The 20,670-nt window shown below is 52.9% G+C and carries 31 protein-coding genes; 23 read left to right on the top strand and 8 right to left on the bottom strand.

The genetic code is table 11. The features are described 5' to 3' along the window. Positions 1-9 precede the first annotated feature (9 nt). The 4 genes from ACJ8PL_RS09495 to ACJ8PL_RS09510 form a co-directional block, all read right to left on the bottom strand. The gene (locus tag ACJ8PL_RS09495; RefSeq protein ID WP_442531101.1) at positions 10-228 is read right to left on the bottom strand and encodes a ParE family toxin-like protein; all 219 of its coding nucleotides are present in this window, start codon (positions 226-228) and stop codon (positions 10-12) included. Beyond that, complete coding sequence (locus tag ACJ8PL_RS09500) at positions 225-1,040, bottom strand: ParB/RepB/Spo0J family partition protein (RefSeq protein ID WP_442531102.1); 816 nt, start codon at positions 1,038-1,040, stop codon at positions 225-227. Before ACJ8PL_RS09500 ends, ACJ8PL_RS09495 begins: the two co-directional genes overlap by 4 nt. A gap of 72 nt (positions 1,041-1,112) precedes the next feature. After that, on the bottom strand, positions 1,113-1,934 hold the full coding sequence (locus ACJ8PL_RS09505) for a YfdQ family protein (RefSeq protein WP_442531103.1): 822 nt from the start codon (positions 1,932-1,934) through the stop codon (positions 1,113-1,115). A gap of 42 nt (positions 1,935-1,976) precedes the next feature. Further along, the gene (locus ACJ8PL_RS09510; protein ID WP_442531104.1) at positions 1,977-2,339 is read right to left on the bottom strand and encodes a hypothetical protein; all 363 of its coding nucleotides are present in this window, start codon (positions 2,337-2,339) and stop codon (positions 1,977-1,979) included. Between the two features lie 188 nt (positions 2,340-2,527). Here ACJ8PL_RS09510 and ACJ8PL_RS09515 point away from each other — a divergent pair, with 188 nt between their 5' ends. Further along, positions 2,528-2,839 carry a hypothetical protein gene (locus ACJ8PL_RS09515; protein ID WP_164033980.1) on the top strand — a complete coding sequence of 104 codons (312 nt, stop codon included), beginning with the start codon at positions 2,528-2,530 and terminating at the stop codon, positions 2,837-2,839. Between the two features lie 51 nt (positions 2,840-2,890). Here the strand turns inward: ACJ8PL_RS09515 and ACJ8PL_RS09520 are convergent, their stop codons facing one another. From ACJ8PL_RS09520 to ACJ8PL_RS09535, 4 genes are all read right to left on the bottom strand, one after another. After that, complete coding sequence (locus tag ACJ8PL_RS09520; RefSeq protein ID WP_188265704.1) at positions 2,891-3,031, bottom strand: hypothetical protein; 141 nt, start codon at positions 3,029-3,031, stop codon at positions 2,891-2,893. Between the two features lie 40 nt (positions 3,032-3,071). Further along, complete coding sequence (locus ACJ8PL_RS09525) at positions 3,072-3,617, bottom strand: hypothetical protein (RefSeq protein WP_139375489.1); 546 nt, start codon at positions 3,615-3,617, stop codon at positions 3,072-3,074. Between the two features lie 17 nt (positions 3,618-3,634). Then, positions 3,635-3,901, bottom strand: a complete 267-nt coding sequence (locus tag ACJ8PL_RS09530) for a hypothetical protein (RefSeq protein WP_442531105.1) — start codon at positions 3,899-3,901, stop codon at positions 3,635-3,637. Positions 3,902-4,303: 402 nt separating this feature from the next. Beyond that, the gene (locus ACJ8PL_RS09535) at positions 4,304-4,969 is read right to left on the bottom strand and encodes a LexA family protein (RefSeq protein ID WP_033653816.1); all 666 of its coding nucleotides are present in this window, start codon (positions 4,967-4,969) and stop codon (positions 4,304-4,306) included. A 104-nt stretch (positions 4,970-5,073) separates the two neighbouring features. Between ACJ8PL_RS09535 and ACJ8PL_RS09540 the strand changes: the two genes are divergently transcribed. From ACJ8PL_RS09540 to ACJ8PL_RS09645, 22 genes are all read left to right on the top strand, one after another. Next, the gene (locus tag ACJ8PL_RS09540) at positions 5,074-5,304 is read left to right on the top strand and encodes a helix-turn-helix transcriptional regulator (protein ID WP_072008241.1); all 231 of its coding nucleotides are present in this window, start codon (positions 5,074-5,076) and stop codon (positions 5,302-5,304) included. Positions 5,305-5,362: 58 nt separating this feature from the next. Next, the gene (locus tag ACJ8PL_RS09545) at positions 5,363-5,896 is read left to right on the top strand and encodes a YmfL family putative regulatory protein (RefSeq protein ID WP_149559508.1); all 534 of its coding nucleotides are present in this window, start codon (positions 5,363-5,365) and stop codon (positions 5,894-5,896) included. 34 nt (positions 5,897-5,930) lie between these two features. Continuing rightward, positions 5,931-6,230 carry a hypothetical protein gene (locus ACJ8PL_RS09550; RefSeq protein ID WP_033653818.1) on the top strand — a complete coding sequence of 100 codons (300 nt, stop codon included), beginning with the start codon at positions 5,931-5,933 and terminating at the stop codon, positions 6,228-6,230. Positions 6,231-6,416: 186 nt separating this feature from the next. Then, positions 6,417-7,946: a DEAD/DEAH box helicase gene (locus tag ACJ8PL_RS09555; protein WP_046687494.1), complete on the top strand. Its 1,530-nt coding sequence runs from the start codon at positions 6,417-6,419 to the stop codon at positions 7,944-7,946. Further along, positions 7,943-8,929, top strand: coding sequence for a toprim domain-containing protein (locus tag ACJ8PL_RS09560; protein ID WP_197766042.1), 987 nt, complete (start codon positions 7,943-7,945; stop codon positions 8,927-8,929). Before ACJ8PL_RS09555 ends, ACJ8PL_RS09560 begins: the two co-directional genes overlap by 4 nt. Then, positions 8,913-9,491, top strand: a complete 579-nt coding sequence (locus ACJ8PL_RS09565; RefSeq protein WP_063990587.1) for a recombination protein NinG — start codon at positions 8,913-8,915, stop codon at positions 9,489-9,491. Before ACJ8PL_RS09560 ends, ACJ8PL_RS09565 begins: the two co-directional genes overlap by 17 nt. After that, positions 9,488-10,159, top strand: a complete 672-nt coding sequence (locus ACJ8PL_RS09570) for a hypothetical protein (RefSeq protein WP_442531107.1) — start codon at positions 9,488-9,490, stop codon at positions 10,157-10,159. Before ACJ8PL_RS09565 ends, ACJ8PL_RS09570 begins: the two co-directional genes overlap by 4 nt. A 361-nt stretch (positions 10,160-10,520) precedes the next feature. Further along, positions 10,521-10,760: a hypothetical protein gene (locus tag ACJ8PL_RS09575; protein ID WP_060559925.1), complete on the top strand. Its 240-nt coding sequence runs from the start codon at positions 10,521-10,523 to the stop codon at positions 10,758-10,760. 6 nt (positions 10,761-10,766) lie between these two features. After that, entirely contained in the window at positions 10,767-11,570 is an 804-nt protein-coding gene (locus ACJ8PL_RS09580) for a hypothetical protein (RefSeq protein WP_442531108.1), read from the top strand. 256 nt (positions 11,571-11,826) lie between these two features. Then, positions 11,827-12,336, top strand: coding sequence for a hypothetical protein (locus ACJ8PL_RS09585; RefSeq protein ID WP_442531109.1), 510 nt, complete (start codon positions 11,827-11,829; stop codon positions 12,334-12,336). A gap of 167 nt (positions 12,337-12,503) precedes the next feature. Beyond that, the gene (locus ACJ8PL_RS09590) at positions 12,504-12,821 is read left to right on the top strand and encodes a phage holin family protein (protein ID WP_442531110.1); all 318 of its coding nucleotides are present in this window, start codon (positions 12,504-12,506) and stop codon (positions 12,819-12,821) included. Further along, positions 12,808-13,248, top strand: coding sequence for a lysozyme (locus ACJ8PL_RS09595; RefSeq protein ID WP_171454585.1), 441 nt, complete (start codon positions 12,808-12,810; stop codon positions 13,246-13,248). The genes ACJ8PL_RS09590 and ACJ8PL_RS09595 overlap by 14 nt, the downstream gene beginning before the upstream one ends. Beyond that, a complete protein-coding gene (locus tag ACJ8PL_RS09600; protein ID WP_108681524.1) occupies positions 13,245-13,658 on the top strand; it encodes a DUF2570 domain-containing protein in 414 nt (137 codons plus the stop codon). Before ACJ8PL_RS09595 ends, ACJ8PL_RS09600 begins: the two co-directional genes overlap by 4 nt. After that, positions 13,612-13,791 carry an Rz1-like lysis system protein LysC gene (lysC, locus tag ACJ8PL_RS09605; RefSeq protein ID WP_442531111.1) on the top strand — a complete coding sequence of 60 codons (180 nt, stop codon included), beginning with the start codon at positions 13,612-13,614 and terminating at the stop codon, positions 13,789-13,791. The genes ACJ8PL_RS09600 and lysC overlap by 47 nt, the downstream gene beginning before the upstream one ends. Positions 13,792-13,853: 62 nt before the next feature. Further along, positions 13,854-14,057 carry a hypothetical protein gene (locus ACJ8PL_RS09610; RefSeq protein ID WP_110621455.1) on the top strand — a complete coding sequence of 68 codons (204 nt, stop codon included), beginning with the start codon at positions 13,854-13,856 and terminating at the stop codon, positions 14,055-14,057. 122 nt (positions 14,058-14,179) lie between these two features. Then, a complete protein-coding gene (locus tag ACJ8PL_RS09615) occupies positions 14,180-14,509 on the top strand; it encodes an HNH endonuclease (RefSeq protein ID WP_442522726.1) in 330 nt (109 codons plus the stop codon). Positions 14,510-14,634: 125 nt separating this feature from the next. After that, entirely contained in the window at positions 14,635-15,102 is a 468-nt protein-coding gene (locus ACJ8PL_RS09620) for a phage terminase small subunit P27 family (protein WP_047574388.1), read from the top strand. Then, entirely contained in the window at positions 15,053-16,798 is a 1,746-nt protein-coding gene (locus ACJ8PL_RS09625; protein ID WP_019453554.1) for a terminase large subunit, read from the top strand. Before ACJ8PL_RS09620 ends, ACJ8PL_RS09625 begins: the two co-directional genes overlap by 50 nt. Further along, entirely contained in the window at positions 16,798-18,102 is a 1,305-nt protein-coding gene (locus ACJ8PL_RS09630; protein ID WP_342182650.1) for a phage portal protein, read from the top strand. The genes ACJ8PL_RS09625 and ACJ8PL_RS09630 overlap by 1 nt, the downstream gene beginning before the upstream one ends. Before the next feature lie 12 nt (positions 18,103-18,114). Further along, on the top strand, positions 18,115-18,966 hold the full coding sequence (locus ACJ8PL_RS09635) for a head maturation protease, ClpP-related (protein ID WP_033655091.1): 852 nt from the start codon (positions 18,115-18,117) through the stop codon (positions 18,964-18,966). 15 nt (positions 18,967-18,981) lie between these two features. Further along, entirely contained in the window at positions 18,982-20,202 is a 1,221-nt protein-coding gene (locus tag ACJ8PL_RS09640; RefSeq protein WP_442531112.1) for a phage major capsid protein, read from the top strand. Between the two features lie 48 nt (positions 20,203-20,250). Next, positions 20,251-20,670: a DUF7210 family protein gene (locus ACJ8PL_RS09645; RefSeq protein WP_442531113.1), complete on the top strand. Its 420-nt coding sequence runs from the start codon at positions 20,251-20,253 to the stop codon at positions 20,668-20,670.

Raw genomic sequence — 20,670 nt, forward strand, 5'->3', positions numbered from 1 at the left:
CCACTCCCTCTATTTATCGATCACGCAGTTGTAATCATTGTGGGTAAGCAATTGCCAATTATGTCCGTCGTCTTTTGAAAGTAAGCGCCAGCGTTTATTTACACGAAGGGTCAGGTATTTCTTGCCATAGGTTCTTTTGGGGAATAATCGACCGGCGCGGAACTGTTTTAATTTTTCCAGCGCCTTTGCAGTAATCCACAAAGGCGCATTATTCAGGTTGATACTCATTGCTGGTGGCCTTCATTGCGATAATCATTAATTATCTTCATGACCTCGTCCTTAACGCCTTTAGCCAACATCAGCGAATCTGTATCGCCTTGAACGATTGGCACAGCATCAAACAGCAGCTCAAGCAATCGCCGGGCTTTCTTGGCGCTAAATTGTGGCTGAGCGACGCTCTTGGTGATTTTTGTCTTACCTGCATCCTCGGCTTTTTTCATTAAGCGCGCGGCTTCACGGTCGGCGTATACGCCATGCTCGCGGTTAATTTGAATAGCCAGGGCATAGTTAATGGAACCCGCGCGCACCAGGCTCTTGATGTAGGGGCTGCATTCCTGCAATTGCAGGTGCTGGAGGATATCGGACTCAGAACGCTTAACTTTCTTGGCGATCTCCGCGTTAGTCCAACCCTGATTAACCAGGCGTAGGTAAGCCGCGCCGCGCTCTATAGGGGTAAGCGCCAGCCCTTGTGAGCTGGTGACCATGAATGCGATTTTATCGGCCTCGGTGCCTTCGAAATCTTTACACTCAAGGCGTTTCACTTCATGACCGGCAGCAGTAGCCAGCAACGCGCCGTGGAAGCGGTGGTGACCGTCGATAACTTTCACGCCTTGCTCTGTTATTTCGACAGCCAGCGGCGGAATAAACTCCCCAGCAATAAACGCGTCCCTAAATTCTTCAACATGCGCTTGGTTTAATTCACGGACGTTATAGCCTTCCTCGGCATAAATTTCATTGAGGGGAACTAAAAAAGTTTTCCGGGTAGAAATATCAGAACCAATACTTTCACGAGCTGCATAACGCTGACTTAAAGTTGCCATAATTATCTTCCATTCTGAGGGGGTGAAAATGCTTCACTATGCGCCACACACGGTGGCGCATAAGACTGCACTTTATTTAATTGAGCCTTCATAAACCGGGATGTTTTCGAGCTGGTTTTCCAGGTCTACGACGATCTCAGTAAAAGCGTGCTCAACGATTTTTTTCGGTTCGATAAGTTCGTACCAAAGAGCTAAGCCGCCGTCTTTCAGGCGGTAGCGGATACGGGCCTCAACCTGGTAAGGCGCGCCGTTGTGGAATGGTGCGATAGCCAGACTGATTTTTTCAGGCAGGGAAGTATTACCAGAGCCATCCTTTTCATCGCTGTAGGACATCTGGAACGTACCGTCCTGCAGGCGACGCACAGACTTGAACTCAGCTTTACGCGTCTCTTGGAAAGCCAGCACCATTTCGAGCAGTTCTGTACCGGATGGGCCTTTATAGTTATCACTGATCGGCGCGATATCTTGGATGTGGTTTTCCAGGAACTCTGCAAAATCGGTCTGGTTCATGGGATGCTTGTCACGGGATGCCCACTCCTGCCATTCATCGGAATAGGGGCAGTCGTACACAGCGCGATGTTTTGCCCACTCTGGTGAGTTTGCCGCAGAGTGGTAATCCAGCACGGCCTCAATGCGGGTTTCAGATTTGTCGGCGAAGATTGCAGTACGCGGATCAGCGAACTTTTGAACGTAGGCGATCAGCGAGGACACCGAAATAAGACGTACCGCCTGACGAATCAGCGAAGGTTGAAGCTGAAAATGCTCGAGCGTTTTTACTTCATGGTTGTCAGGAACCACCGCTACCGGGATATCAGTTTTCGGCGTGAACGCGGTCAGTGCCAATTCCTGAATTTCGCGTACAGAGCTATTAGCGAGGCTTGCAAGTTCTTGCATGCTATTTTCCTTAATTAATATTAACGTTGCTGGCTAAATTAATTAGCCGTTGGCTTGCAGCTTAATAGGCGCTGCGGCGGGGGCTGTATCAATGACTTTCAAATCCATTTGCACTTGAGAAGGATCATCACGCATTAAATCGCCATCGGCGGTTGAGAACATAATGGTGTCAGCCCGATCCAGCTCAGGAATGGATTTCTTGACGTTCGGGGTGATTTTCATCGTGTTTTCGTCGCGGCTGTTCAACATCTGGCAATTAAGCGTCAAAGTAACAGCGCCTTTCTTGCCGGTTTCGCGAACCATTTTAATAACCTCGGCCAGCGCTTTGGTAAGCTCCTGGTCTAAGGTGCCTTTGTTGATATAAGCCAGCTGCTGGCTAAAGGGAGTGCATTTGCTTTCAGACATACTATTTCTCCTCGTCACATACAGAGAAGAACTCGGGCCGGGTGACGCCCTCCACGGTTAAATGGATGCCTGAATTCTTCTCTCTATGAAAAAGGGCGGCTCGCCTACGAACATTATCTTCATCCTCCTTTGGGTTGGTTGAAGCTCGGCGGCCGCCAAAGACTACACACAGCAAAGATTTAGAGCGGGTGGCCTTTCTGGCAGAGGATTTTGCGCAGACGTGCAAAGAAGGTGAGGCGAACGGCCTGCACGGATGGGACAACGCGCATACCGTCTACAACGATTGTGTTAGCATTGTGGTTGATCATGTTGAATCTCCGTTCTACTGGTCATGCCCCGGCAAAGATTGGCGTCTGCAGCCGGGGCTATTTATTTCAGAAGTACCAGCGCGCCAGGCGGTTCAGGTAGCTGGTAACATCGCAATTACCGAATTTTCGGATAGCAACGCGGCGGAAGGATCGGAATTCCCGACGTGCTTTACGGCGCTCACGCTTTGTTAAGATGATCTGCATGGCGAGTCCTGCTGTTGCGCCACGAATGGCGCGATAGAGTTAGAAATACCAGCGGGCGTAGCTATTCAGCAGGCTGGCTTTATTGCAATGGCCATAAGCCTTGAATGCTCGGCGACGCTGTGAGCGCAATTCCCGGCGTGCTCGGCGGCGAATGCGGTTAGTCAAAACAATTTTGCGCATAGAAAGTCCTGCTATTGCGCCCCGTAGGGCGCGGTGGGTATTACTTGACTTTGCGGGTCGGCCATTGGTTGAACATGTTGCCCAGCTTCGACACGTTCACGATCATTTGCGTTTTCCAGCGCTCGCAGCCGTTCGGGCCGTCTACCGTCAGAATCGAATGTCCCCACACATGGGAACCGGTCAGCGTGGCTTCGGTTACATCGCCAACCTTTTCCGTTAGTTTGGCGATGAATGCCGTGTATTGCGCATTAGCATTTTCAGTCGCGGAACTGATAAATCGGGCCATACCGCCAAGGGAAAGCACTCGCGGCTCAGGCGAATTAGGGCGATAGCTGCGATAGCCTTCACTTGGTGCTTCCTCTGTCAGCAAGCGAACCAGTGTGTAACGGGCTTTCGCTTGCTGGAACCCAAGGCGGCTCTGGCGGCTGTCCGGGTAAGGGGCAGCCTGTTGCGCGTCCCAGCCCGCAGCCTCCATCCAACCGCAAACCCTTTCTATCACTGCCCGCGCCTCGCTCGCTGCGCGATCCAGGGAGGCGGCGCGAAGTGGTTCAACCGCTGCTGCTACTGGGTGTATTTCGCTATTCATCGTGTAACCCTCCGCTGTTAATCGAAGCCGTAGGCGTTACGCTGGAAATCATCAGCCGCCAACCCTTCGCAGAGTTGTTCTTCCGCCGCGCCGCGTGCAAACCAATGCGCCCATTCTGTGGCAGTCCGTGGCGGCAACGGGTTGCCGTTGTAGTCGTTGTAAACTACGTCGGCCTGCTCATTGCATTGTTCCAGCGTGTCCCGCAGTTGGCGTTCAGATACGTCTGCACCGTACTGCTCATAAATCGACTTCAGTTGCTGCATAGAAATCTGCGTAGCCATCATGTAACCCTCTGCTGTAGTGGTTTTATGCCTACCGCCCCAAACTGGCAGCGGCAGGGTAAATCCACTTCTTCCCTAAAGAACGTTACCGGTCGATCCCTCTCGGGGCCGGGGAGTGATTGCATCGCTCACCCCGTGGCGTGTTGCCTGTTGGCTTCCTGCCGTTCCCGTAACGTTTGCGGCGGTGTTTTGCTGGTGGCGTTCCGGGTTGATGGGGTGAGTATACGAATTGTATTTTTATCTTGCAATACGGAATGTATACATAAAATGCAGAAGTATACGTATCGTAGTGATTTTTATTAAAAAATTATTTGTGCAGAATTCGCCCTAGAGTGAGGGAGATGGGTTTCTTTGAGGGAGGGAATCAGGAATTAAGAGAAAGCCCAGCATTGTGCCGGGCGTTGATTAAACCAAACGCATCATGGTTTGGATTGCAACTCCGATAATCTTGCAGTTGCCGTTGATCTCTTTCATCGGCCATGCAGGGTTCAGACCTTTAAGGTATTTTTGCCCGCCGTCGATGATGAGTTTTTTGAATGTGGCTTCATTGGCGTCAACCATCTTGGCTATAACAAGGCTACCATTGACGGCCTCACGACCCGTATCTATTAGGACTAATGTCCCTTCAGGGATACTGATCCCTGTTGGCGCTGTCATAGAGTCGCCATCGACACGTAGCCAGAACGCCTTACCGAAAACTTTTGCATCAGACTCGAACCATTCATCGATCTCATCGACGGTATACGGCTCCATTGCCTCAGCCCAAGCTCCCGCTTGAACCCAACTGATCAGCGGATACTCCCTGCCTTTTTTATAAGGCCCAGCAAATTTAACGTTTGAGGTTTCGGTGTGGTGCGAAGCTGGCTGAGAATTGCCAGGGTTAACAACAAAATCTTTCAAACCAATAAAATTCATTATGTTGGCGATGATTTCTATCCCCGGCTCCCTTCTGCCGTTTAGCCAGTGACTGACGGCACCTTTGGTAACCCCAAGGTGCTCTGCGAGTTGCTCTTGGCCAATGCGCGATTCCTTCATTTTGGCCTTGGCTGCTTCATACCATTTCATATTCATTCCTGAATTATACGGTTTGTATAGCCACTATCGAGACACAATTTGTATACTTCACTTGCGATCAATAAATACGATATGTATACTTCGTCGAAATAGGAGGCACCATGAACAACATACAAGTGATTCGCAAGCGCCTGGGAATTACGCAGTCAGAGCTGGCTCAACTTGCTGGATGCACGCCGGGTGCAATAGGCCATTACGAGGCCGGACGACGGAGCATGGATATACAAACTTGCCGCAGTTTCGTGGCGATTTTTAACAAGCTTGGCGAGCCTGTCGGGTTGGATGATGTTTTCCCGCCAACAAACCACCGTGAAACAAGCCCATCAATTTGATGGGGAAAGTATCACGCAATTTTAAAGCCTTAGTAACCACAGCTCGAGGATTACAACTGTGTCACAGCAAAAAGCGCCGGACTGGCAGGCAGAAAAACAGCCTGAATGGGTAGTCAGTGTCGCCCGAAAAATCATCACTGGTCTGCCTGGTGGCTATGCTGAGGCCGCACAGTGGCTGGGGGTTACGGAAGACGCGCTGTTTAACCGCCTTCGCCCAAACAGCAATCAAATTTTCCCGATCGGCTGGCTCATGGTTTTACAGCAGGCTGGTGGCAATACCCACTTTGCCGACGCTGTATCCCGCCAGTCTCGCAGCGTGAATGTGCCTCTGCCCGAAGTTGAAGACATCGATCGAGACGACATCAACGCCAAGCTGATGGAAGCGATTGAGTACATCGGCAAGCACTCCGAACTTGTCCGCAAATTTACCGAAGACGGCGAGATAGACGCCGCCGAGCGTAAAGCGCTGGACGCCAATACCTACCGCCTGATCGCGACGTTCCAGGAGCACATCCTGTTGCTCTATAGCGTGTTCTGCCCGGCGGAAGTCACCCCAATTCACACAGCGAAGTGGCGCGCTCCTATGCCGTAGGGACTGCTGTATTTCACAACCGGAGGGTAAGCGTATGCAGCCTGCATCGTTTGTTCGAACCGCCATGCCTGCGGTGTATTGCCGCGAGGATGCCGCATGGATTCAAGACCAGCTCGGTAAGTTACCGCACGGGCAGCGCGGGAAGATTGCGCACGCCTACGAGGAGGCCTACCGCACAGCGTTTGACGCCGAGGAGGTTTCTTACCGGCAGGAGAACGCAGGCCGCAAAGCGGCTAACACGCGCCTGCGGCTGTACGTCGAGCGGTATTCACGGGCAGGCCAGGGCATGACAACCGCGCCACCGCTGGTGGGGCAAAACAGGGTAGCGGCATGAATTTTTTAGCCGGTGTTTTTTTAAACGGGGGAGAGGGGAAGGGTAAGAGGGGGGAAAGGGGGGTGATCGGGTTGGGGTGTGGGGGAAGGAACGGGCTTTACCAGAGAGAAGATCTTTAAGGGATCGAGTGTTTAAAAACGCCAAACGGACATTTAGACGGCTAGACGATTAAACGAGGAGATAACGATGACGCTTACAATCCAGCCACGCGAAAAACAGATAGTTGCACTGAACATGCTGCGCGCGGCGTGGAAGCAATACGCCTCGTTCATGATGTACGCCCCGGTCGGGTTCGGCAAAACCGCAATCGCGGCGCTCATCGCCAGCGGGTTCATCAGCCGCAACATGCGCATAATGTTTGTGGCCCCGTATACCGTCCTGCTCGACCAGACAGCAACGCGTTTTATTGAGTACGGCTTGCCTGCCGAGGAGATCGGCTACATCTGGCGCGACCATCCAGCCTATGACCCAAGCCGCCTTATTCAAATCGCATCAGCCGACACGCTGATCCGCCGCGACTTCCCCGACAACATCGATCTGCTGATCATCGACGAAGCCCACCTGAAGCGCAAAAAAATGCTGGAGTTCATCGACGAGCTGACCGCTAAAGGCGTGAAAGTGATCGGGTTGTCCGGTACTCCGTTCTCGGCTTGGCTGGGGACGTATTACCAGAAGCTGATCAAGCCGACGACGATGAAAGAGCTGATCGCTATCGGCGCGCTGAGCAAATACGAATTTTATGCCCCATCGCACCCAGACCTGAGCGAAGTGGAGACGTCTGAGCAAGCAGGCTATGGCCGAGACTACAAAGAACAGCAGGCTGCAGATGTGATGAGCGACCCGACGCTGGTGGGCGATATCGTTAAGAACTGGCTGGAGAATGGGGAAGACCGCCCGACCATTTGTTTTTGCGTCAACGTGGCCCACGCAAATTACGTGACCGTTGAATTCAGCAGAGTGGGTGTGACCGTTGAAGTGATGACGGCGGCGACGCCACACGAAGACCGCCAGATGACGATCCGCCGGTTTGAGCAGGGCATCACGAAGATCATCGTCAACGTCGGCGTGCTGGTGGCCGGTTTTGATAGCGATGTCCGCTGCATCATCTACGCCCGCCCGACGAAATCAGAAATCCGCTGGCTGCAATGCCTTGGCCGTGGCCTGCGTACTGCGCCCGGTAAAGATCACTGCCTCATCTTCGATCACACCGGCACCGTGCATAAGCTCGGTTATCCCGACGATATCGAATATGACTACCTGCCAGCCAGTTCTGACGGGATGGAGAAAACGCCCGCGCGCGTGGTTAAGACTGATCAGCCTGAGCGCCTGCCGAAAGAATGCACCCAGTGCCACTACGTTAAGCCGGTCGGCGTCTACATCTGCCCGAAATGTGGCTTCAAGCCTATCGCTGGTGAGGACGTAGAAACCGATAAGTCACGCGGCCTGAAAAAAGTGAAGCAAGCCAAGGAGGTTGTCACCAAAGAAGTGAAACAAGCCTGGTGGAGTCAAATCATCTACTACCAACGCATGCGCGCCGCCCAGGGCAAACCGGTAAGTGACGGCTGGTGCTCGCATGTCTACCGCAAAAAATTCGGGGTATGGCCGCAAGGGCTGTATCACGCACCGATGGCCATCACACCAGTGGTGAGCAATTTCATCAAATCAACGCAGATCGCCTACGCAAAATCTAAGCAAAACGAAGGGAAAGCCGCATGAATACCAAACAGGCAGCTATCGGCCATTGGCCGAAAATATTCGAGTTTTACGGCCTCCCCCCGGTAACTGGGAAAAAACATTTTAAGGGTGAATGCCCGCTGTGTGGCCGCAAGGGCAAATATCGTTGCGACGACAAGAACGGCACCGGTTCTTACATCTGCGCATGCGGCGCGGGTGACGGTTGGGCGCTGCTGACCGGGGCAACCGGCAAGGACTTTAAAACGCTGGCGGCAGAGGTCGATAAGCTGGTTGGCCGCGTCTACTCGCCGGAAGAGGGTTATCAAGCTGGTGGCCCTTCATCTGGCATAGCCTCGCAACGCCAGCGCGTGAGCTGCAAGTTTGCATCGCTGACCAGCCTGAAAGGCACCGGCGCAGACCGTTACCTGAAGCTGCGCGGCATCACCAGTCTGCCACAAGACAACGTCCGCTACTGCGACCGGCAACGCGCAGCGGGTGGCGAATACCAATCGATCTATGCGCTGGCAACGGACGACAAAGGCGAACTGTGCTACCTGCACCGCACCCTGCTCGACGGGGACAAAAAAGCCACGGTAGCTGGCGCGCCGAAAAAAATGATGAAGCTGCAAGAGGACAGCTATCTGGAGCACGCCAGCTCGGTCGCTATCCGCATGTTCCCGCCGTCCACCACGCTGGGCATCGCTGAGGGAATCGAAACCGCGCTGTCCTGCCATCAAATCACGCAATGCAACACCTGGGCGACGCTGAACACCACCTTCATGAAGAAGTTCCGCGTACCACGTGGAGTGCAACGCCTGATCATCTTTGCTGACGCAGACAAGAACGCATCCGGCCACGCTGCGGCGTTTGAATGCGCCCGCGCCAATCTGCTGGCAAAGAACGATCTGCAACAAGTCTCAGTGCGCTGGCCGAAATCCGGCGACTTTAACGATCTGCTGCTTAACGGCTCAGAGGTCTACGAGTGGGTATTCCACCGCGAGGAAAACAATGAAAAAACCAACTAAGCCGAAGCAGTACAAGGCGAAAAAGTGCGCTCAATGCGGTGAAACGTTCACGCCGGTGAAGTACCTGCAAAAGGTCTGTGGCCCGCTCTGCGCTATCGCATACCAGCGTGACGCGCGTAAGCGTCTTGAGGAAAGGGAACGTAAGGACAAGCTGAAAATCCGCAAACTGGCCGTTAAGCCGCTGCGCTACTTCATCAACCAGGCGCAGACCGAATTTAACGCCTACATCCGCGAGCGCGATGCCGACGAGCCATGCATCAGCTGTGGGCGCTACCACACAGGCCAATACCACGCCGGGCATTACCGCACTGTCGGGAGTCATCCGGAGCTGCGCTTTGATGAAGATAACTGCCACAAGCAGTGCTCGGTCTGCAACAACTTCAAATCCGCGAATCTGAGCGAGTACCGCCCTAACCTGATAGCAAAAATCGGGCAGGCACGTTTTGACCGGTTAATGGGGCCACCGCCGAAAGTCGGCAAGCTGGGCCGCAGTGACTATGAGCGCATCCGCGACACGTATAAAGCCAAACGCAAAGCATTGAAGCAGGAGAAGGCAGCATGATGACCCCAAAACAGAAACGAGAAATCAAACACAACGCATGGGCGACTGTTGCCGGTGTTCCTCGCAAGAAATACCTGGGTAAATACCAGCGCCTGACCCGGCTGCAAACATTGTGGATCACTTCGCTGCTGAACGCCTGGGGCGATATGTACGGCGGCAACACCGATGGGAAGTTGAAGTGCAGCGGCGGCAGTGGTGTATGGGGGCAAATCATGCCTGAGCAGTGGGACGACGAAAGCGCTGCGCGAATTGTGAAGGTGCTGGGCGACCTGCGCCAACTTGGGTATCGCGGGGAGGAGCAGTTGAAGAAGGCGACCACAATTCTTTGGCCGCACCGCTCGCTTGAGTCGATGCTGGTGGCTGCTGACGCTGGCGAGGAATGCGACTTCATGGAAAAAGCGGTGCTGGCGTCGATGAAGCACGATAACCCGGTCTACATCATCGGCAAGCTGTTCTACACGGGCCGGAACAACACGGTGTCGGTGCTGGGGCGCTATATGCAAAATCATTACGCCCCCTGGCTGACACGCGATCAGGTGGATGACCGCGTGCGCTGGTGCATTGAAATATTCAATTCTGCGGTTTTTGTCGCCGTTCGTGCAGCTATCTGCATCGAAAATGAAGAAAAATGCAAAAATAGCTTGAAAATAGCCAAAGAAACTGCATAATACAGGTATGCTTTCGCGAAGCTGTACCATCAAGCGATGCAACAAAATGACCCGCCACTGAGCGGGTTTTTTAATGGGGGAAAGGATGGTAATGAAAGGTAATTTCTTATCTGTATCCCACACAAAAACGCACGATTGTGCACCGAACATGTCGGGTATTTGCATTACCTAAGTGGTAATTTGCTTTGAAGTTGCAGCTATCTCCGCTTAAACGGATTGTAAATGTTGTGAACAATGCGTGAAGGTGAACAAGTTAACCTTGCGTTAATGCCGCCCGGGCTACTACAATGGCTTTACAGTCAGTCGACAAAGTATTTTAGTTAGTCGACGGTTCACATAACGAAGAGAGAAGGAGGATGGTATGACTAGATTAATTACTCTCGTTGCCCGCGCGATCATCTCTCCAGAGAAGATCCTCAAGAAAATCGCGGACGTGACTTCAAGCTGTGACAACGCACCGAAAAAGGCTTATGATGACAAGTTCTTCATCGACAGCAATGGTTCGGTCGTCCTTAACCGCAATAACGCAGAAGTCCAGAAAGCTTTTGCTGACAATATCGCTGGATTGAGCACAAATAAGACCGACAAGAAGACAAGGTAATCTTCAATGTGGGCAGCGCTCATCGTTATTGTTCTGGTTTGCGGTTATCACTACACCAAATGCCATTTACCATCAAGGTATAAACAAAACAAAGCCGTTGGTTGGAATGCCTACTTTGACGTTGCTCTCAAAGGTGGCGAGTTTCTAATCAGCGGCATTTTGTTGGCTTGCGTTTGTGTATTCCTCATGTTTTTGCTGATGTTTGCCCTTAACATCTTGGCCTATCTTGGGGTTCCATACCAAAAATTTACTTTTGCTCATGATCTATGGAAAACCAGATTTTTCGGTATGAGTATGTTCTCGGGGCTAAGCCTCGCCTGCACAGTATTTATCAGTATCGGTCAGGCATCTCAGGCAACAAAAAACTCTAAAGACCCGCAAAAGCGAGTCGAAATCTTTCGAGAGATTGCAGCTCATAGCGCGGTAGAAAATATTTTGTTGGAGTCTATCGAAAAAGGGCTGTTGCTTTTGGTCACTTTGAAATCTCGAAAGGTCTATGTAGGCATGATAGATGAGGCGAGATTCAACCAGCTTGATACGAATACCCTGGTGTTGATCCCGTTTATGTCAGGTTATCGCCATAAGGATACCTTGACGTTCTGTGTCGAGCATAACTATGTTGATCACTATCAAAGCGAGGGTATCACGCTCACTTCCGAGCCTTTGTCGGTTTATCAGTTCCGGCATGTTCTGCCGGTTGATCAAATTGAGTCATTTTCACTGTTTAACGTTGATACTTACGAAACCTTCCAAGAAATAATAAAGCAGAAGCAAGAACAAGACGGTGAGCCGGAAATAGAAGCTGCATGAAGTAACAAGTCGATTACCAAACCCGCCGCTAGCGGGTTTTTTCATGGAAAAATTAAAGCGAAGCCTCATCTAACATTAACCGATGTCCCTACTGAGGGTTACGTCGGCATTGGGTTGATGGGGCTTCGCCTTAATGTTTGTGTAGAGATGGAGCCTGGCTTTCCCTAGGGGAGGATTAGATAGTGTTGCCGCTAACTCTCAAGTTGAATTTTGAGGTAATATAAGGCCTCACTATCTTTGTCTGGGAGAAGGAACGATGATTACATTCAATGACTTCAAAGAAAGGCGCAAAGCCCGAAAAGAAGAGCGTAAAGCATACGTACAGCGAGTTAGAGAATGTGCAGGGAAGCTCATTAGCATCTATATCGATTCCCTACAACTACCTAATGAAACATGGAAAGACTCAGCGGGAAAGGATTGTCCATATGTTTTTATTCAGGATTTAGCACCGCGTACTGGAGATGGGAATCACGCCAAACCTGAAGAACTGACGGTAGACCCTAGTTCTGGTGCTAGGTTTGTTCTGTTTACAATTACTGATGACGACCCCAACAAGCCCAAGTATGAAAGCACGCGAATTTCAATCTCACTCTCTGGAGATGCTCTAGAAGTAAGCATTGAAAGTTTGAATACCTTCTCTCCTATTGATTCTGATGAGAAATACTCAGAGGTATGTGAGTTTATTAAAGAAGGCATACTTGAATCTATAGGCGGTAATGCGTTTGGAAAAAAACAATTCGCTGAATCGGTAAATTTATGGGATTGAAATGTTCTAAGTAAATATTGGGTGTGGTTATACCTCCAGTATGAATAAACCCTAATATTTACTATTACCGTAAAATTTAAAGTTAAAAAAACAAAAGCTGAGCTAACGCTCGGCTTTTTTCGTTTCTACCACCCGATGATCGGGGAATGCCCCGACAGGGGGAGGATATGAAGATGCCCTGGAAGAATGAACCCAACATTCTATCAATGCTGATTGCGTTCGGCATGACCCTGCTGGGTGCCATTGCGAGCTACTCATTCAAGGTGCTGAACGGCGAGGCCTTCAGTTGGCGCACGCTGTTCCTGCAGCTCTTCGTTTCGATCTTCGCCGGGTTAACTATGGTGATGATCGCTCTGCATTATGAATGGCCATCTGAAGTGATGGGTGGCGTATGCGGCATGGCGGGATGGTCGGGTGCATCGTTGATTAAGGCGCTGGAGCGTCGTTTCCTCAACAAAGCAGGCGATAGCAATGAATATAAGTAAAAACGGCATCGAGCTGATCAAACGGTTCGAGGGCTTGGAGCTGAAAGCGTATCCGGACTCAGTAGGCGTCTGGACTATCGGCTACGGTTGGACGCAAGCGGTAGACGGTAAAAAGATTGCGCCCGGCATGAGGATCGATCAGGCCACTGCCGACCGGCTGCTGAAGTGTGGAGTTGTGCAGTATGAACAGGGGGTTAATCAGCTTGTGAAGGTGCGCATCACTCAGGGGCAGTTCGACGCGCTGGTGAGCTTTGCCTACAACCTCGGCCTGCGTTCGCTGAGCACATCAACGCTGCTTCGGAAGTTGAACGACGGGGATAAGCAGGGTGCAGCGGACGAATTCGGCCGGTGGGTTAATGCTGGTGGCAAGCGGCTGGATGGCCTTGTCACGCGGCGAGCGGCAGAACGTCGGATGTTCCTATCATGAGCTGGCGGTGGGACGTAATCATCAAGGCGTGGCCTGTGCTGGTGGCGCTGCTTGTTGGTGCGCTGGTGCTCTATACGCATTCACTACGCGATGACCTGGAGAAGTCCAATAGGGAACTCGGCTCGCTGGTGGAAAAGCTGGACACCAAAGATGCAGCGCTGGTGGCGATGAAACAGGCATCAGATGCTGACCGGCAAGCGAGCGCCGCGCAGTTGGAAAAAGAGCGGAAACTGAGGGGAAAGGCTGATGCAGAAAACAAAGCATTGCGCGAGGCTCTGGACGCGAGCGGCTGTAGCAACAAGCCTCTGCCTGGTGCTGCTCTCAACATCCTGCGCGGACAGGCCAAAGCCGCAGAGCACGCAGATGATTTACGTCCTGCCGCCAGCGGTGCTGCTGCAACAGTGCGATGACGCGCCGTTCACTGGCACAACGTTCGGTGATGCAGTGATAGCACTGCACGCCAAACAAGGCGAAATGAAGGTGTGCGCCTCACGCATGGAGGCGTTAATCAAGTGGGCGCAGAGCGCCGGGAGAGAGCAATGAGCAAGCAGTTTTACGAGCGCCGTAAGCGCTATTTAGAAGAGAAGCGCCGCCGCATGGAAGAGATGGAGGTCAGCAAGATTGTGCTGACTCAAGAGCAAATCAAAGAGCTGGCACGGTTCGCGGCTGAAGATGGTCAGCCGTCATACACCATTACGCATGGACTTATTGATGCGTTCGAGGCGGATGATGGTAAGCATGTGCCGGAGTACAGCGGCCTGATCGCCTACTCGGAGTCGGAAGAGCACGGCGTTCTGCAGTTGGCCTAATTTATAAAATTCTGCAAAAGGCATTCATCGAGTGCCTTTGACAGAATAAACGATCTGAATTCCCATAAGGTGGTTTGCTACATCGTCGGGGTTATATCCAACTAACTAGCAGGAAGTTCCATATGAGCATCAAGAAACCCTACGGCAGCAAATGGCAAGCCGAACGGCTTGTGTTCCTGCGGGATAATCCTCTGTGTGCCATGTGTCAGCAGATGGGGCGTATTGAGCCAGCAACGGTGGTGGATCACATCGTGCCGCACCGCATGAAAGAAGCGAAGACGCCCGAGGAAATGAAGAAGGCTCAGCACCTTTTCTGGAGCCGCAAGAACTGGCAGGGCTTATGTAAGCCACACCACGACTCCACAAAGCAACGTATGGAGAAGACCGGCAAGGTAATAGGGTGCTCGCCCGACGGCCTGCCGCTTGACCCTGCGTCGCACTGGAACCGCTGACAGCGGCGTTTGGACGCGGTGGGGAGGGGCGGGGTAAGAGTTCACCCCTCTCGCCCTTAAAGACCGCCGCTTGTCATTTGTGCGCACAACCGCGAAATGAAAAGTTTTTTTTCTGGGAGGTTCCGATGGCAGGACGACGCCCGAAACCGTCCCACCTCAAGGTGGTCACCGGCAATCCGGGCAAACGTAAACTTAATGATAAAGAGCCGCAACCGGCGAGAGAAATTCCCAGCCCACCTTCGCACCTGACGGACTGGGGGAAAACGGCCTGGGGAAAAATGACTGTGCTGCTCGACGGCATGGGCGTTCTGACCGTTGCCGATACTTTTGCGCTTGAGCGGCTCTGCGATATTTACGCCGATATATTGCAACTGCGCAACACGATCGCCGACGAGGGCCGAACTTATACAGTTCAAACGGAGGGGGGCTTTTTGATTAAGGCTAACCCTGCGGTTGCCATGCTGGCAGACGCCGATCGCCGCTTCAAAAGTTATTTGGTGGAGTTTGGTCTGACGCCTGCCGCCAGGTCAAAGGTGAAAGTAAATGGTGGAGAGAAAGAAGAAGACCCGCTCGCCGAATTCTTCGGCACCTGATCCAGCCACGCAATATGCGCTGGACGTTACCGAAGGGCGAATTATCGCCGGGCCTGATATCCGAAACGCCTGCAAACGTCACCTTAATGATTTAGCCGAAGGTGAAAGCCGGGGGCTGTATTGGGATGTTGATGCTGTTGGCCGCGTGGTTGACTTCTTTGCCAAGGTGCTGAAGTTGAACGGCGGCGAACATGAAGGAGCGCCTTTCGTCCTTCTTGGATGGCAGGCATTTGTTGTTGGCTCACTGTTTGGCTGGAAAAAAGCAAACGGCACGCGTCGATTCAGAACGGCATATATCGAATCAGGCAAAGGCTCTGGCAAGTCGCCATTATCCGCAGGGATTGGCCTTTACTGCCTCGTAGCGGACAAAGAACCGCGTGCTGAAGTTTATGCAGCAGCCACGAAAAAAGACCAGGCGATGATCTTGTTTCGTGATGCGGTGGCGATGGTGAATCAGTCCCCGGCGCTGGCTCAGCGTATCGATCCCTCCGGCGGGGCCGGTAAAGAATGGAACCTGGCATTTTTACAAACGGGTTCCTTCTTCCGTCCGATCAGTTCTGATGACGGGCAATCAGGGCCGCGTCCGCACTGTTGCCTCATTGATGAGGTGCATGAGCACAAAGACAACAAAGTGGTTGAGATGATGCGCGCCGGGACAAAAGGCCGCAGGCAAGCGCTCATCTTCATGATCACAAACAGCGGTCACGATAAAACCAGCGTCTGCTACGAGTACCACCAGTACGGCAAACAACTAGCCGCCGGTCAGAAAGTTAACGATGCCTTCTTTGCGTTCATCTGCTCATTGGATGAGGGTGACGATCCTTTCAAGGATGAGTCCTGCTGGGCAAAAGCCAACCCCTCAATGGGGCATACGTTCCAACCTGAATATTTACGCGAGCAGGTGGAAGATGCGCGAGGCATGCCGTCAAAAGAAAGCCTGGTCAGGCGCCTTAATTTCTGTGAGTGGGTGGATGCTGAAAACCCGTGGATCGGTGGCGATATCTGGATGGCATGTGAAAAAACATTCGATATCGAAAGCCTGAAAGGGGAAGAGTGTTTTGGCGGTCTGGACTTGTCCGGCAAGCGCGACCTGACAGCTCTGGGGCTGTATTTCCCGCGCATTAAGACGGCGCTGGTGGAGTTCTGGACGCCGCGCGACACGCTGCATGACAGGGCCAGAAATGACCGCGTTCCATATGATTCCTGGGTGCGTGAAAAGTACCTGCACGCGCCAAAGGGCAGCGCTATCGATTACGGCTTCGTTTCTAAACGGATCGCCGAGCTGGCGGCACTCTTTGATATTCGGTCGATCGCCTTCGACCGCTATCACATGGATTATCTCGAGCCTGAATTGCTGGATGAAGGGGTGACCGTTCCGTTGGTTCCTCATGGGCAAGGCTTCGGCAAATCGGCGGAGTCTGGCTTGTGGATGCCGCACTCAATCGAGCTGCTCGAGCAACTCATCACCGAGAAAGAAATCACCATCCTGTTTAATCCTTGTCTGCGCTGGAACGCGGCAAACGCGGTTATTGAAGAAGATAAAAGCGGTAACCGGGTATTCAGTAAGCGGCGCAGTAATGGCCGCATAGATGGCGTAGTAGGGCTGGCGATGGCCGTCGGTGCTGCTGACGGCGTTGTTGAGGATGACGGCGATATTGATGGCTTTTTCGATGATCCGATCATGGTAGGTATCTGATGGGCAAAAACAAGCAACCTGGGCGCGTTAAAAGCGCCCTTTTAAATTGGCTGGGTGTTCCTATCAGTCTCACTACCGGGACATTCTGGCAAGAATGGTTCGGCACCAGCAGCAGCGGCAAGGTGGTCACTGCCGACAAGGCTATGCAGCTCTCCGCTGTATGGGCGTGCATTCGGTTACTCAGCGAATCGGTTTCCACTTTACCGATGAAAGTCTATCGTCGTGAGGCGGATGGTTCTCGTAAGCTGGCGCAGGATCACCCGGCATACCAGGTGTTGTGCCGCCGTCCGAACCTCGAAATGACGCCGTCCCGATTCATGTTGATGGTGGTGGCCAGCATCTGTTTGCGAGGAAATGCCTTCATTGAGAAAAAAATGATTGGCAGAAAGCTGGTGGCGCTTAATCCGCTGTTGCCTCAAAACATGGTGGTTAAACGTCTGGATACCGGGCAGTTGCAGTACACCTACACCGAGGACGGCAAAAAGCGTGTGATACCGGTAGACCGGATGATGCACATTCGCGGCTTTGGTCTGGATGGTGTCTGCGGCATGATGCCGCTGAGTTCGGGCCGTGACGTGTTTGGGGCGGCGATGGCTGTTGATGAGTCGGCAGCAAAAATCTTTGAAAACGGTCTGCAAACGTCAGGATACATCAGTTCGAAAGTTGCGCTGAATAAAGAGCAGCGAGAGCGTCTGCGCAAATACTTAGCCGCGTTCGCCGGTTCAAAAAACGCCGGTAAAATGATGGTGCTGGAGGGGGATTTATCGTACCAGAATGTCACGATGAATCCTGAAGACGCGCAGATGTTGGAGAGCCGTGCCTTTAGCATTGAGGAAATCTGTCGCTGGTTCCGGGTGCCGCCTTTCATGGTGGGGCATGTGACGAAGCAAAGTAGCTGGGCATCGAGTGTTGAAGGGATGAACCTGATTTTCCTGACCAACACGCTACGCCCACTGTTGGTGAACATCGAGCAAGAAATCTCACGTTGCCTGCTCGATAGCGATGAAGATTACTTTGCAGAGTTCTCGGTGGAAGGTTTGTTGCGTGCCGACAGTGTTGGCCGCGCGGCGTACTACACCACCGCTCTGCAGAATGGCTGGATGAGTCGCAACGATGTTCGCCGACTTGAAAACCTGCCGCCAATTCCAGGCGGTGAAATCTATACCGTGCAGCTTAACCTGACCCCGCTTGAGGACTTGAAACAGAACAACCTCGGCGCTCAGGCTGTCACTATCACCCGGCTGCACAATTATCTTTTCCCCGATATTCCTGAAGACCAGTCACCGCTGAAAAAAGCGGCGTAGGAGCATTCCCCCATGACAAAAAAACGACTTCCGGTCGCACCGGCGGGGCGTCCCTGCGCGGGCGTTACCTGTGAGCCGCTGCCTTCGGCGCTAGAAAGATGGAATGGCGGTCTAAAGGCCGCTGCCTCTGACGACAATTCTATCTCGGTGTTCGACGTTATCGGCCAGGATTACTGGGGAGAAGGCGTTACAGCGAAACGGATCGCCGGTGCGCTGCGCTCAATGAATGGCGCTGACGTTACCGTAAACATTAACTCGCCGGGCGGGGACATGTTTGAGGGGCTGGCGATTTACAACCTGCTGCGAGAGTACCAGGGCAAAGTAACCGTAAAAGTGTTGGGGCTGGCTGCAAGCGCAGCCTCAATCATTGCGATGGCCGGTGACGAGATTCAAATTGGCCGCGGTGCTTTCCTGATGATCCATAACTGCTGGGTGGTGGCGATCGGTAATCGCCATGACTTTGCTGCAATGGTGGAGTACCTCGAACCTTTCGATAACGCAATGGCGGATATTTACTCTGCCCGCTCCGGTCTCGATAGCGACACCGTCAAGCAGTTGATGGACGGCGAAAGCTACATCGGCGGCAGTGATGCCATCGAGAAAGGGCTGGCCGATAGTCTGTTGTCATCCGATGCGGTAAGCAGTGATGAGGACTCACCGGCGGCAGCATTGCGCAAGCTGGATTCCATACTGGCCAAGGCTAATACCCCTCGGTCAGAACGCCGAAAACTGTTGAAAGCCTTAACAGGTAGCACGCCGAGCGCTGTTACCGATCCGACGGGTACGCCGAGCGCTACCGAACCATCCCCTGAAATCCTTGCCAAGCTGAACGCCGCGTTAAGCGGGCTGTGCGCGGCGTGCTAATTATTTGGAGAAATTATGTCTGAAGTTAATGAGATTCTGAAAAAAGTCACCGCATCTATCGAAGATGCAACCAGCAAATTTAACGCCAAGGCCGAGGACGCCCTGAAAGAGGCGAAAAAATCAGGCGAGCTGTCCGCAGCGACGAAGGACAGCGTTGATAAAATGGCGACCGAACTGAACGCCCTGAAGGAGGCAGAAAAAACGCTGAAGGCTGGGTTGGGTGAGCTGGAGCAGCATGTGGCGCAAATGCCATTGAACCGCGCGGCTGAAGTGGTTCAATCGGTCGGGCAGCAGGTGATTTCGGCAGAAGCGCTGAAAGACTTTGCCTCTGGTATTCAGGCCTCTCAGCGGCTGAGCATTCCGGTTAACGCGACACTGATCTCTACCGATGTTCCTGGGCAGATCGTGGCCCCGCAACGCCTGCCGGGTATTGATACCGCGCCGAAACAACGCCTGTTTATTCGCGACCTGATCGCACCAGGCACCACCGGCTCCAGCACGATTTATTGGGTGCAACAAACCGGCTTCACCAACAAGGCCGCCGCCGTTCCTGAAAATACCACGAAGCCGTACAGCGATATCCAATTCGCTGAAAAGATCACGCCGGTTCGCACGTTGGCCCATATGTTTAAAGCCTCCAAGCAGATTCTGGATGACTTCGCACAGCTGCAATCGACCATTGATGCAGAGATGCGTTACGGCCTGAAGTATGTAGAAGAGCAGGAGATTCTCTTCGGTGACGGCACTGGCGCACACCTGGAAGGCATCATGCCGCAGGCGTCGAAGTACAAGGCGGCGTTTGAAGTTGCGATGCAAAACGGCATTGACGATCTGCGCCTGGCAATGTTGCAGGCACAACTGGCACGTTTCCCATCAACGGGCCATGTGCTGCACTTCACTGACTGGGCCAAGATTGAGCTGCTCAAGGACTCGCTGGGCCGCTATATCCTCGCCAATCCAGCCGCGCTAACCGGCCCGACTCTCTGGGGCTTGCCTGTTGTCGCGACGGAGTCAGCGGCGTTCCTGGGTAAATTCCTGACCGGTGCCTTCAGCGCGGGTGCACAGCTCTTTGACCGTGAAGAGGCAAACGTGGTGATCAGTACCGAGAACGCCGACGACTTCGAGAAGAACATGATCTCGATTCGTTGCGAAGAGCGTGTGGCGCTGGCGGTCAAACGACCTGAAGCGTTTGTTACCGGTGCCTTCACCGTGCCAACCCCACCAACCGGCGGTTAATTATCCGCAACGCATAGCGGCCTTAGGGCCGCTTTCAAGGAGATAACCATGAAAGTTAAAGCACTTGTACCGATCTTGTTCGGTAGCCGGGTGGTGAATGACGGCGAGTTGTTCGAAACGCAGGAGCTTCACGGGCGCGAGCTGATCAAAAAAGGCTATGCCGAGCAGGTGAGTGATGACAATCCTGCAGAGCAGCCAGAGCAGCCAGAGCAGCCAGAGCAGCCAGAGCAGCCAGAGCAGCCAGAGCAGCCAGAGCAGCCAGAGCAGCCAGAGCAGCCAGAGCAGCCAGAGCAGCCAGAGCAGCCAGAGCAGCCAGAGCAGCCAGAGCAGCCAGAGCAGCCAGAGCAGCCAGAGCAGCCAGAGCAGCCAGAGCAGCCAGAGCAGCCAGAGCAGCCAGAGCAGCCAGAGCAGCCAGAGCAGCCAGAGCAGCCAGAGCAGCCAGAAGCGGCCAAGAAATCCAAAAAGTAA

The organism is Serratia sp. CY83965 (genome assembly GCF_052166375.1).
In the GTDB taxonomy this organism is placed as follows: Bacteria; Pseudomonadota; Gammaproteobacteria; order Enterobacterales; family Enterobacteriaceae; genus Serratia; species Serratia marcescens.

Bases quoted from the DNA above. Each gene is read 5' to 3' on its own strand.
- ACJ8PL_RS09495 (WP_442531101.1), bottom strand. From the start codon at position 228: ATGAGTATCAACCTGAATAATGCGCCTTTGTGGATTACTGCAAAGGCG.
- ACJ8PL_RS09500 (WP_442531102.1), bottom strand. From the start codon at position 1,040: ATGGCAACTTTAAGTCAGCGTTATGCAGCTCGTGAAAGTATTGGTTCT.
- ACJ8PL_RS09505 (WP_442531103.1), bottom strand. From the start codon at position 1,934: ATGCAAGAACTTGCAAGCCTCGCTAATAGCTCTGTACGCGAAATTCAG.
- ACJ8PL_RS09510 (WP_442531104.1), bottom strand. From the start codon at position 2,339: ATGTCTGAAAGCAAATGCACTCCCTTTAGCCAGCAGCTGGCTTATATC.
- ACJ8PL_RS09520 (WP_188265704.1), bottom strand. From the start codon at position 3,031: ATGCGCAAAATTGTTTTGACTAACCGCATTCGCCGCCGAGCACGCCGG.
- ACJ8PL_RS09525 (WP_139375489.1), bottom strand. From the start codon at position 3,617: ATGAATAGCGAAATACACCCAGTAGCAGCAGCGGTTGAACCACTTCGC.
- ACJ8PL_RS09530 (WP_442531105.1), bottom strand. From the start codon at position 3,901: ATGATGGCTACGCAGATTTCTATGCAGCAACTGAAGTCGATTTATGAG.
- ACJ8PL_RS09535 (WP_033653816.1), bottom strand. From the start codon at position 4,969: ATGAATATGAAATGGTATGAAGCAGCCAAGGCCAAAATGAAGGAATCG.
- ACJ8PL_RS09540 (WP_072008241.1), top strand. From the start codon at position 5,074: ATGAACAACATACAAGTGATTCGCAAGCGCCTGGGAATTACGCAGTCA.
- ACJ8PL_RS09550 (WP_033653818.1), top strand. From the start codon at position 5,931: ATGCAGCCTGCATCGTTTGTTCGAACCGCCATGCCTGCGGTGTATTGC.
- ACJ8PL_RS09555 (WP_046687494.1), top strand. From the start codon at position 6,417: ATGACGCTTACAATCCAGCCACGCGAAAAACAGATAGTTGCACTGAAC.
- ACJ8PL_RS09560 (WP_197766042.1), top strand. From the start codon at position 7,943: ATGAATACCAAACAGGCAGCTATCGGCCATTGGCCGAAAATATTCGAG.
- ACJ8PL_RS09565 (WP_063990587.1), top strand. From the start codon at position 8,913: ATGAAAAAACCAACTAAGCCGAAGCAGTACAAGGCGAAAAAGTGCGCT.
- ACJ8PL_RS09570 (WP_442531107.1), top strand. From the start codon at position 9,488: ATGATGACCCCAAAACAGAAACGAGAAATCAAACACAACGCATGGGCG.
- ACJ8PL_RS09575 (WP_060559925.1), top strand. From the start codon at position 10,521: ATGACTAGATTAATTACTCTCGTTGCCCGCGCGATCATCTCTCCAGAG.
- ACJ8PL_RS09580 (WP_442531108.1), top strand. From the start codon at position 10,767: ATGTGGGCAGCGCTCATCGTTATTGTTCTGGTTTGCGGTTATCACTAC.
- ACJ8PL_RS09585 (WP_442531109.1), top strand. From the start codon at position 11,827: ATGATTACATTCAATGACTTCAAAGAAAGGCGCAAAGCCCGAAAAGAA.
- ACJ8PL_RS09590 (WP_442531110.1), top strand. From the start codon at position 12,504: ATGAAGATGCCCTGGAAGAATGAACCCAACATTCTATCAATGCTGATT.
- ACJ8PL_RS09595 (WP_171454585.1), top strand. From the start codon at position 12,808: ATGAATATAAGTAAAAACGGCATCGAGCTGATCAAACGGTTCGAGGGC.
- ACJ8PL_RS09600 (WP_108681524.1), top strand. From the start codon at position 13,245: ATGAGCTGGCGGTGGGACGTAATCATCAAGGCGTGGCCTGTGCTGGTG.
- lysC (WP_442531111.1), top strand. From the start codon at position 13,612: ATGATTTACGTCCTGCCGCCAGCGGTGCTGCTGCAACAGTGCGATGAC.
- ACJ8PL_RS09610 (WP_110621455.1), top strand. From the start codon at position 13,854: ATGGAGGTCAGCAAGATTGTGCTGACTCAAGAGCAAATCAAAGAGCTG.
- ACJ8PL_RS09615 (WP_442522726.1), top strand. From the start codon at position 14,180: ATGAGCATCAAGAAACCCTACGGCAGCAAATGGCAAGCCGAACGGCTT.
- ACJ8PL_RS09620 (WP_047574388.1), top strand. From the start codon at position 14,635: ATGGCAGGACGACGCCCGAAACCGTCCCACCTCAAGGTGGTCACCGGC.
- ACJ8PL_RS09625 (WP_019453554.1), top strand. From the start codon at position 15,053: ATGGTGGAGAGAAAGAAGAAGACCCGCTCGCCGAATTCTTCGGCACCT.
- ACJ8PL_RS09630 (WP_342182650.1), top strand. From the start codon at position 16,798: ATGGGCAAAAACAAGCAACCTGGGCGCGTTAAAAGCGCCCTTTTAAAT.
- ACJ8PL_RS09635 (WP_033655091.1), top strand. From the start codon at position 18,115: ATGACAAAAAAACGACTTCCGGTCGCACCGGCGGGGCGTCCCTGCGCG.
- ACJ8PL_RS09640 (WP_442531112.1), top strand. From the start codon at position 18,982: ATGTCTGAAGTTAATGAGATTCTGAAAAAAGTCACCGCATCTATCGAA.
- ACJ8PL_RS09645 (WP_442531113.1), top strand. From the start codon at position 20,251: ATGAAAGTTAAAGCACTTGTACCGATCTTGTTCGGTAGCCGGGTGGTG.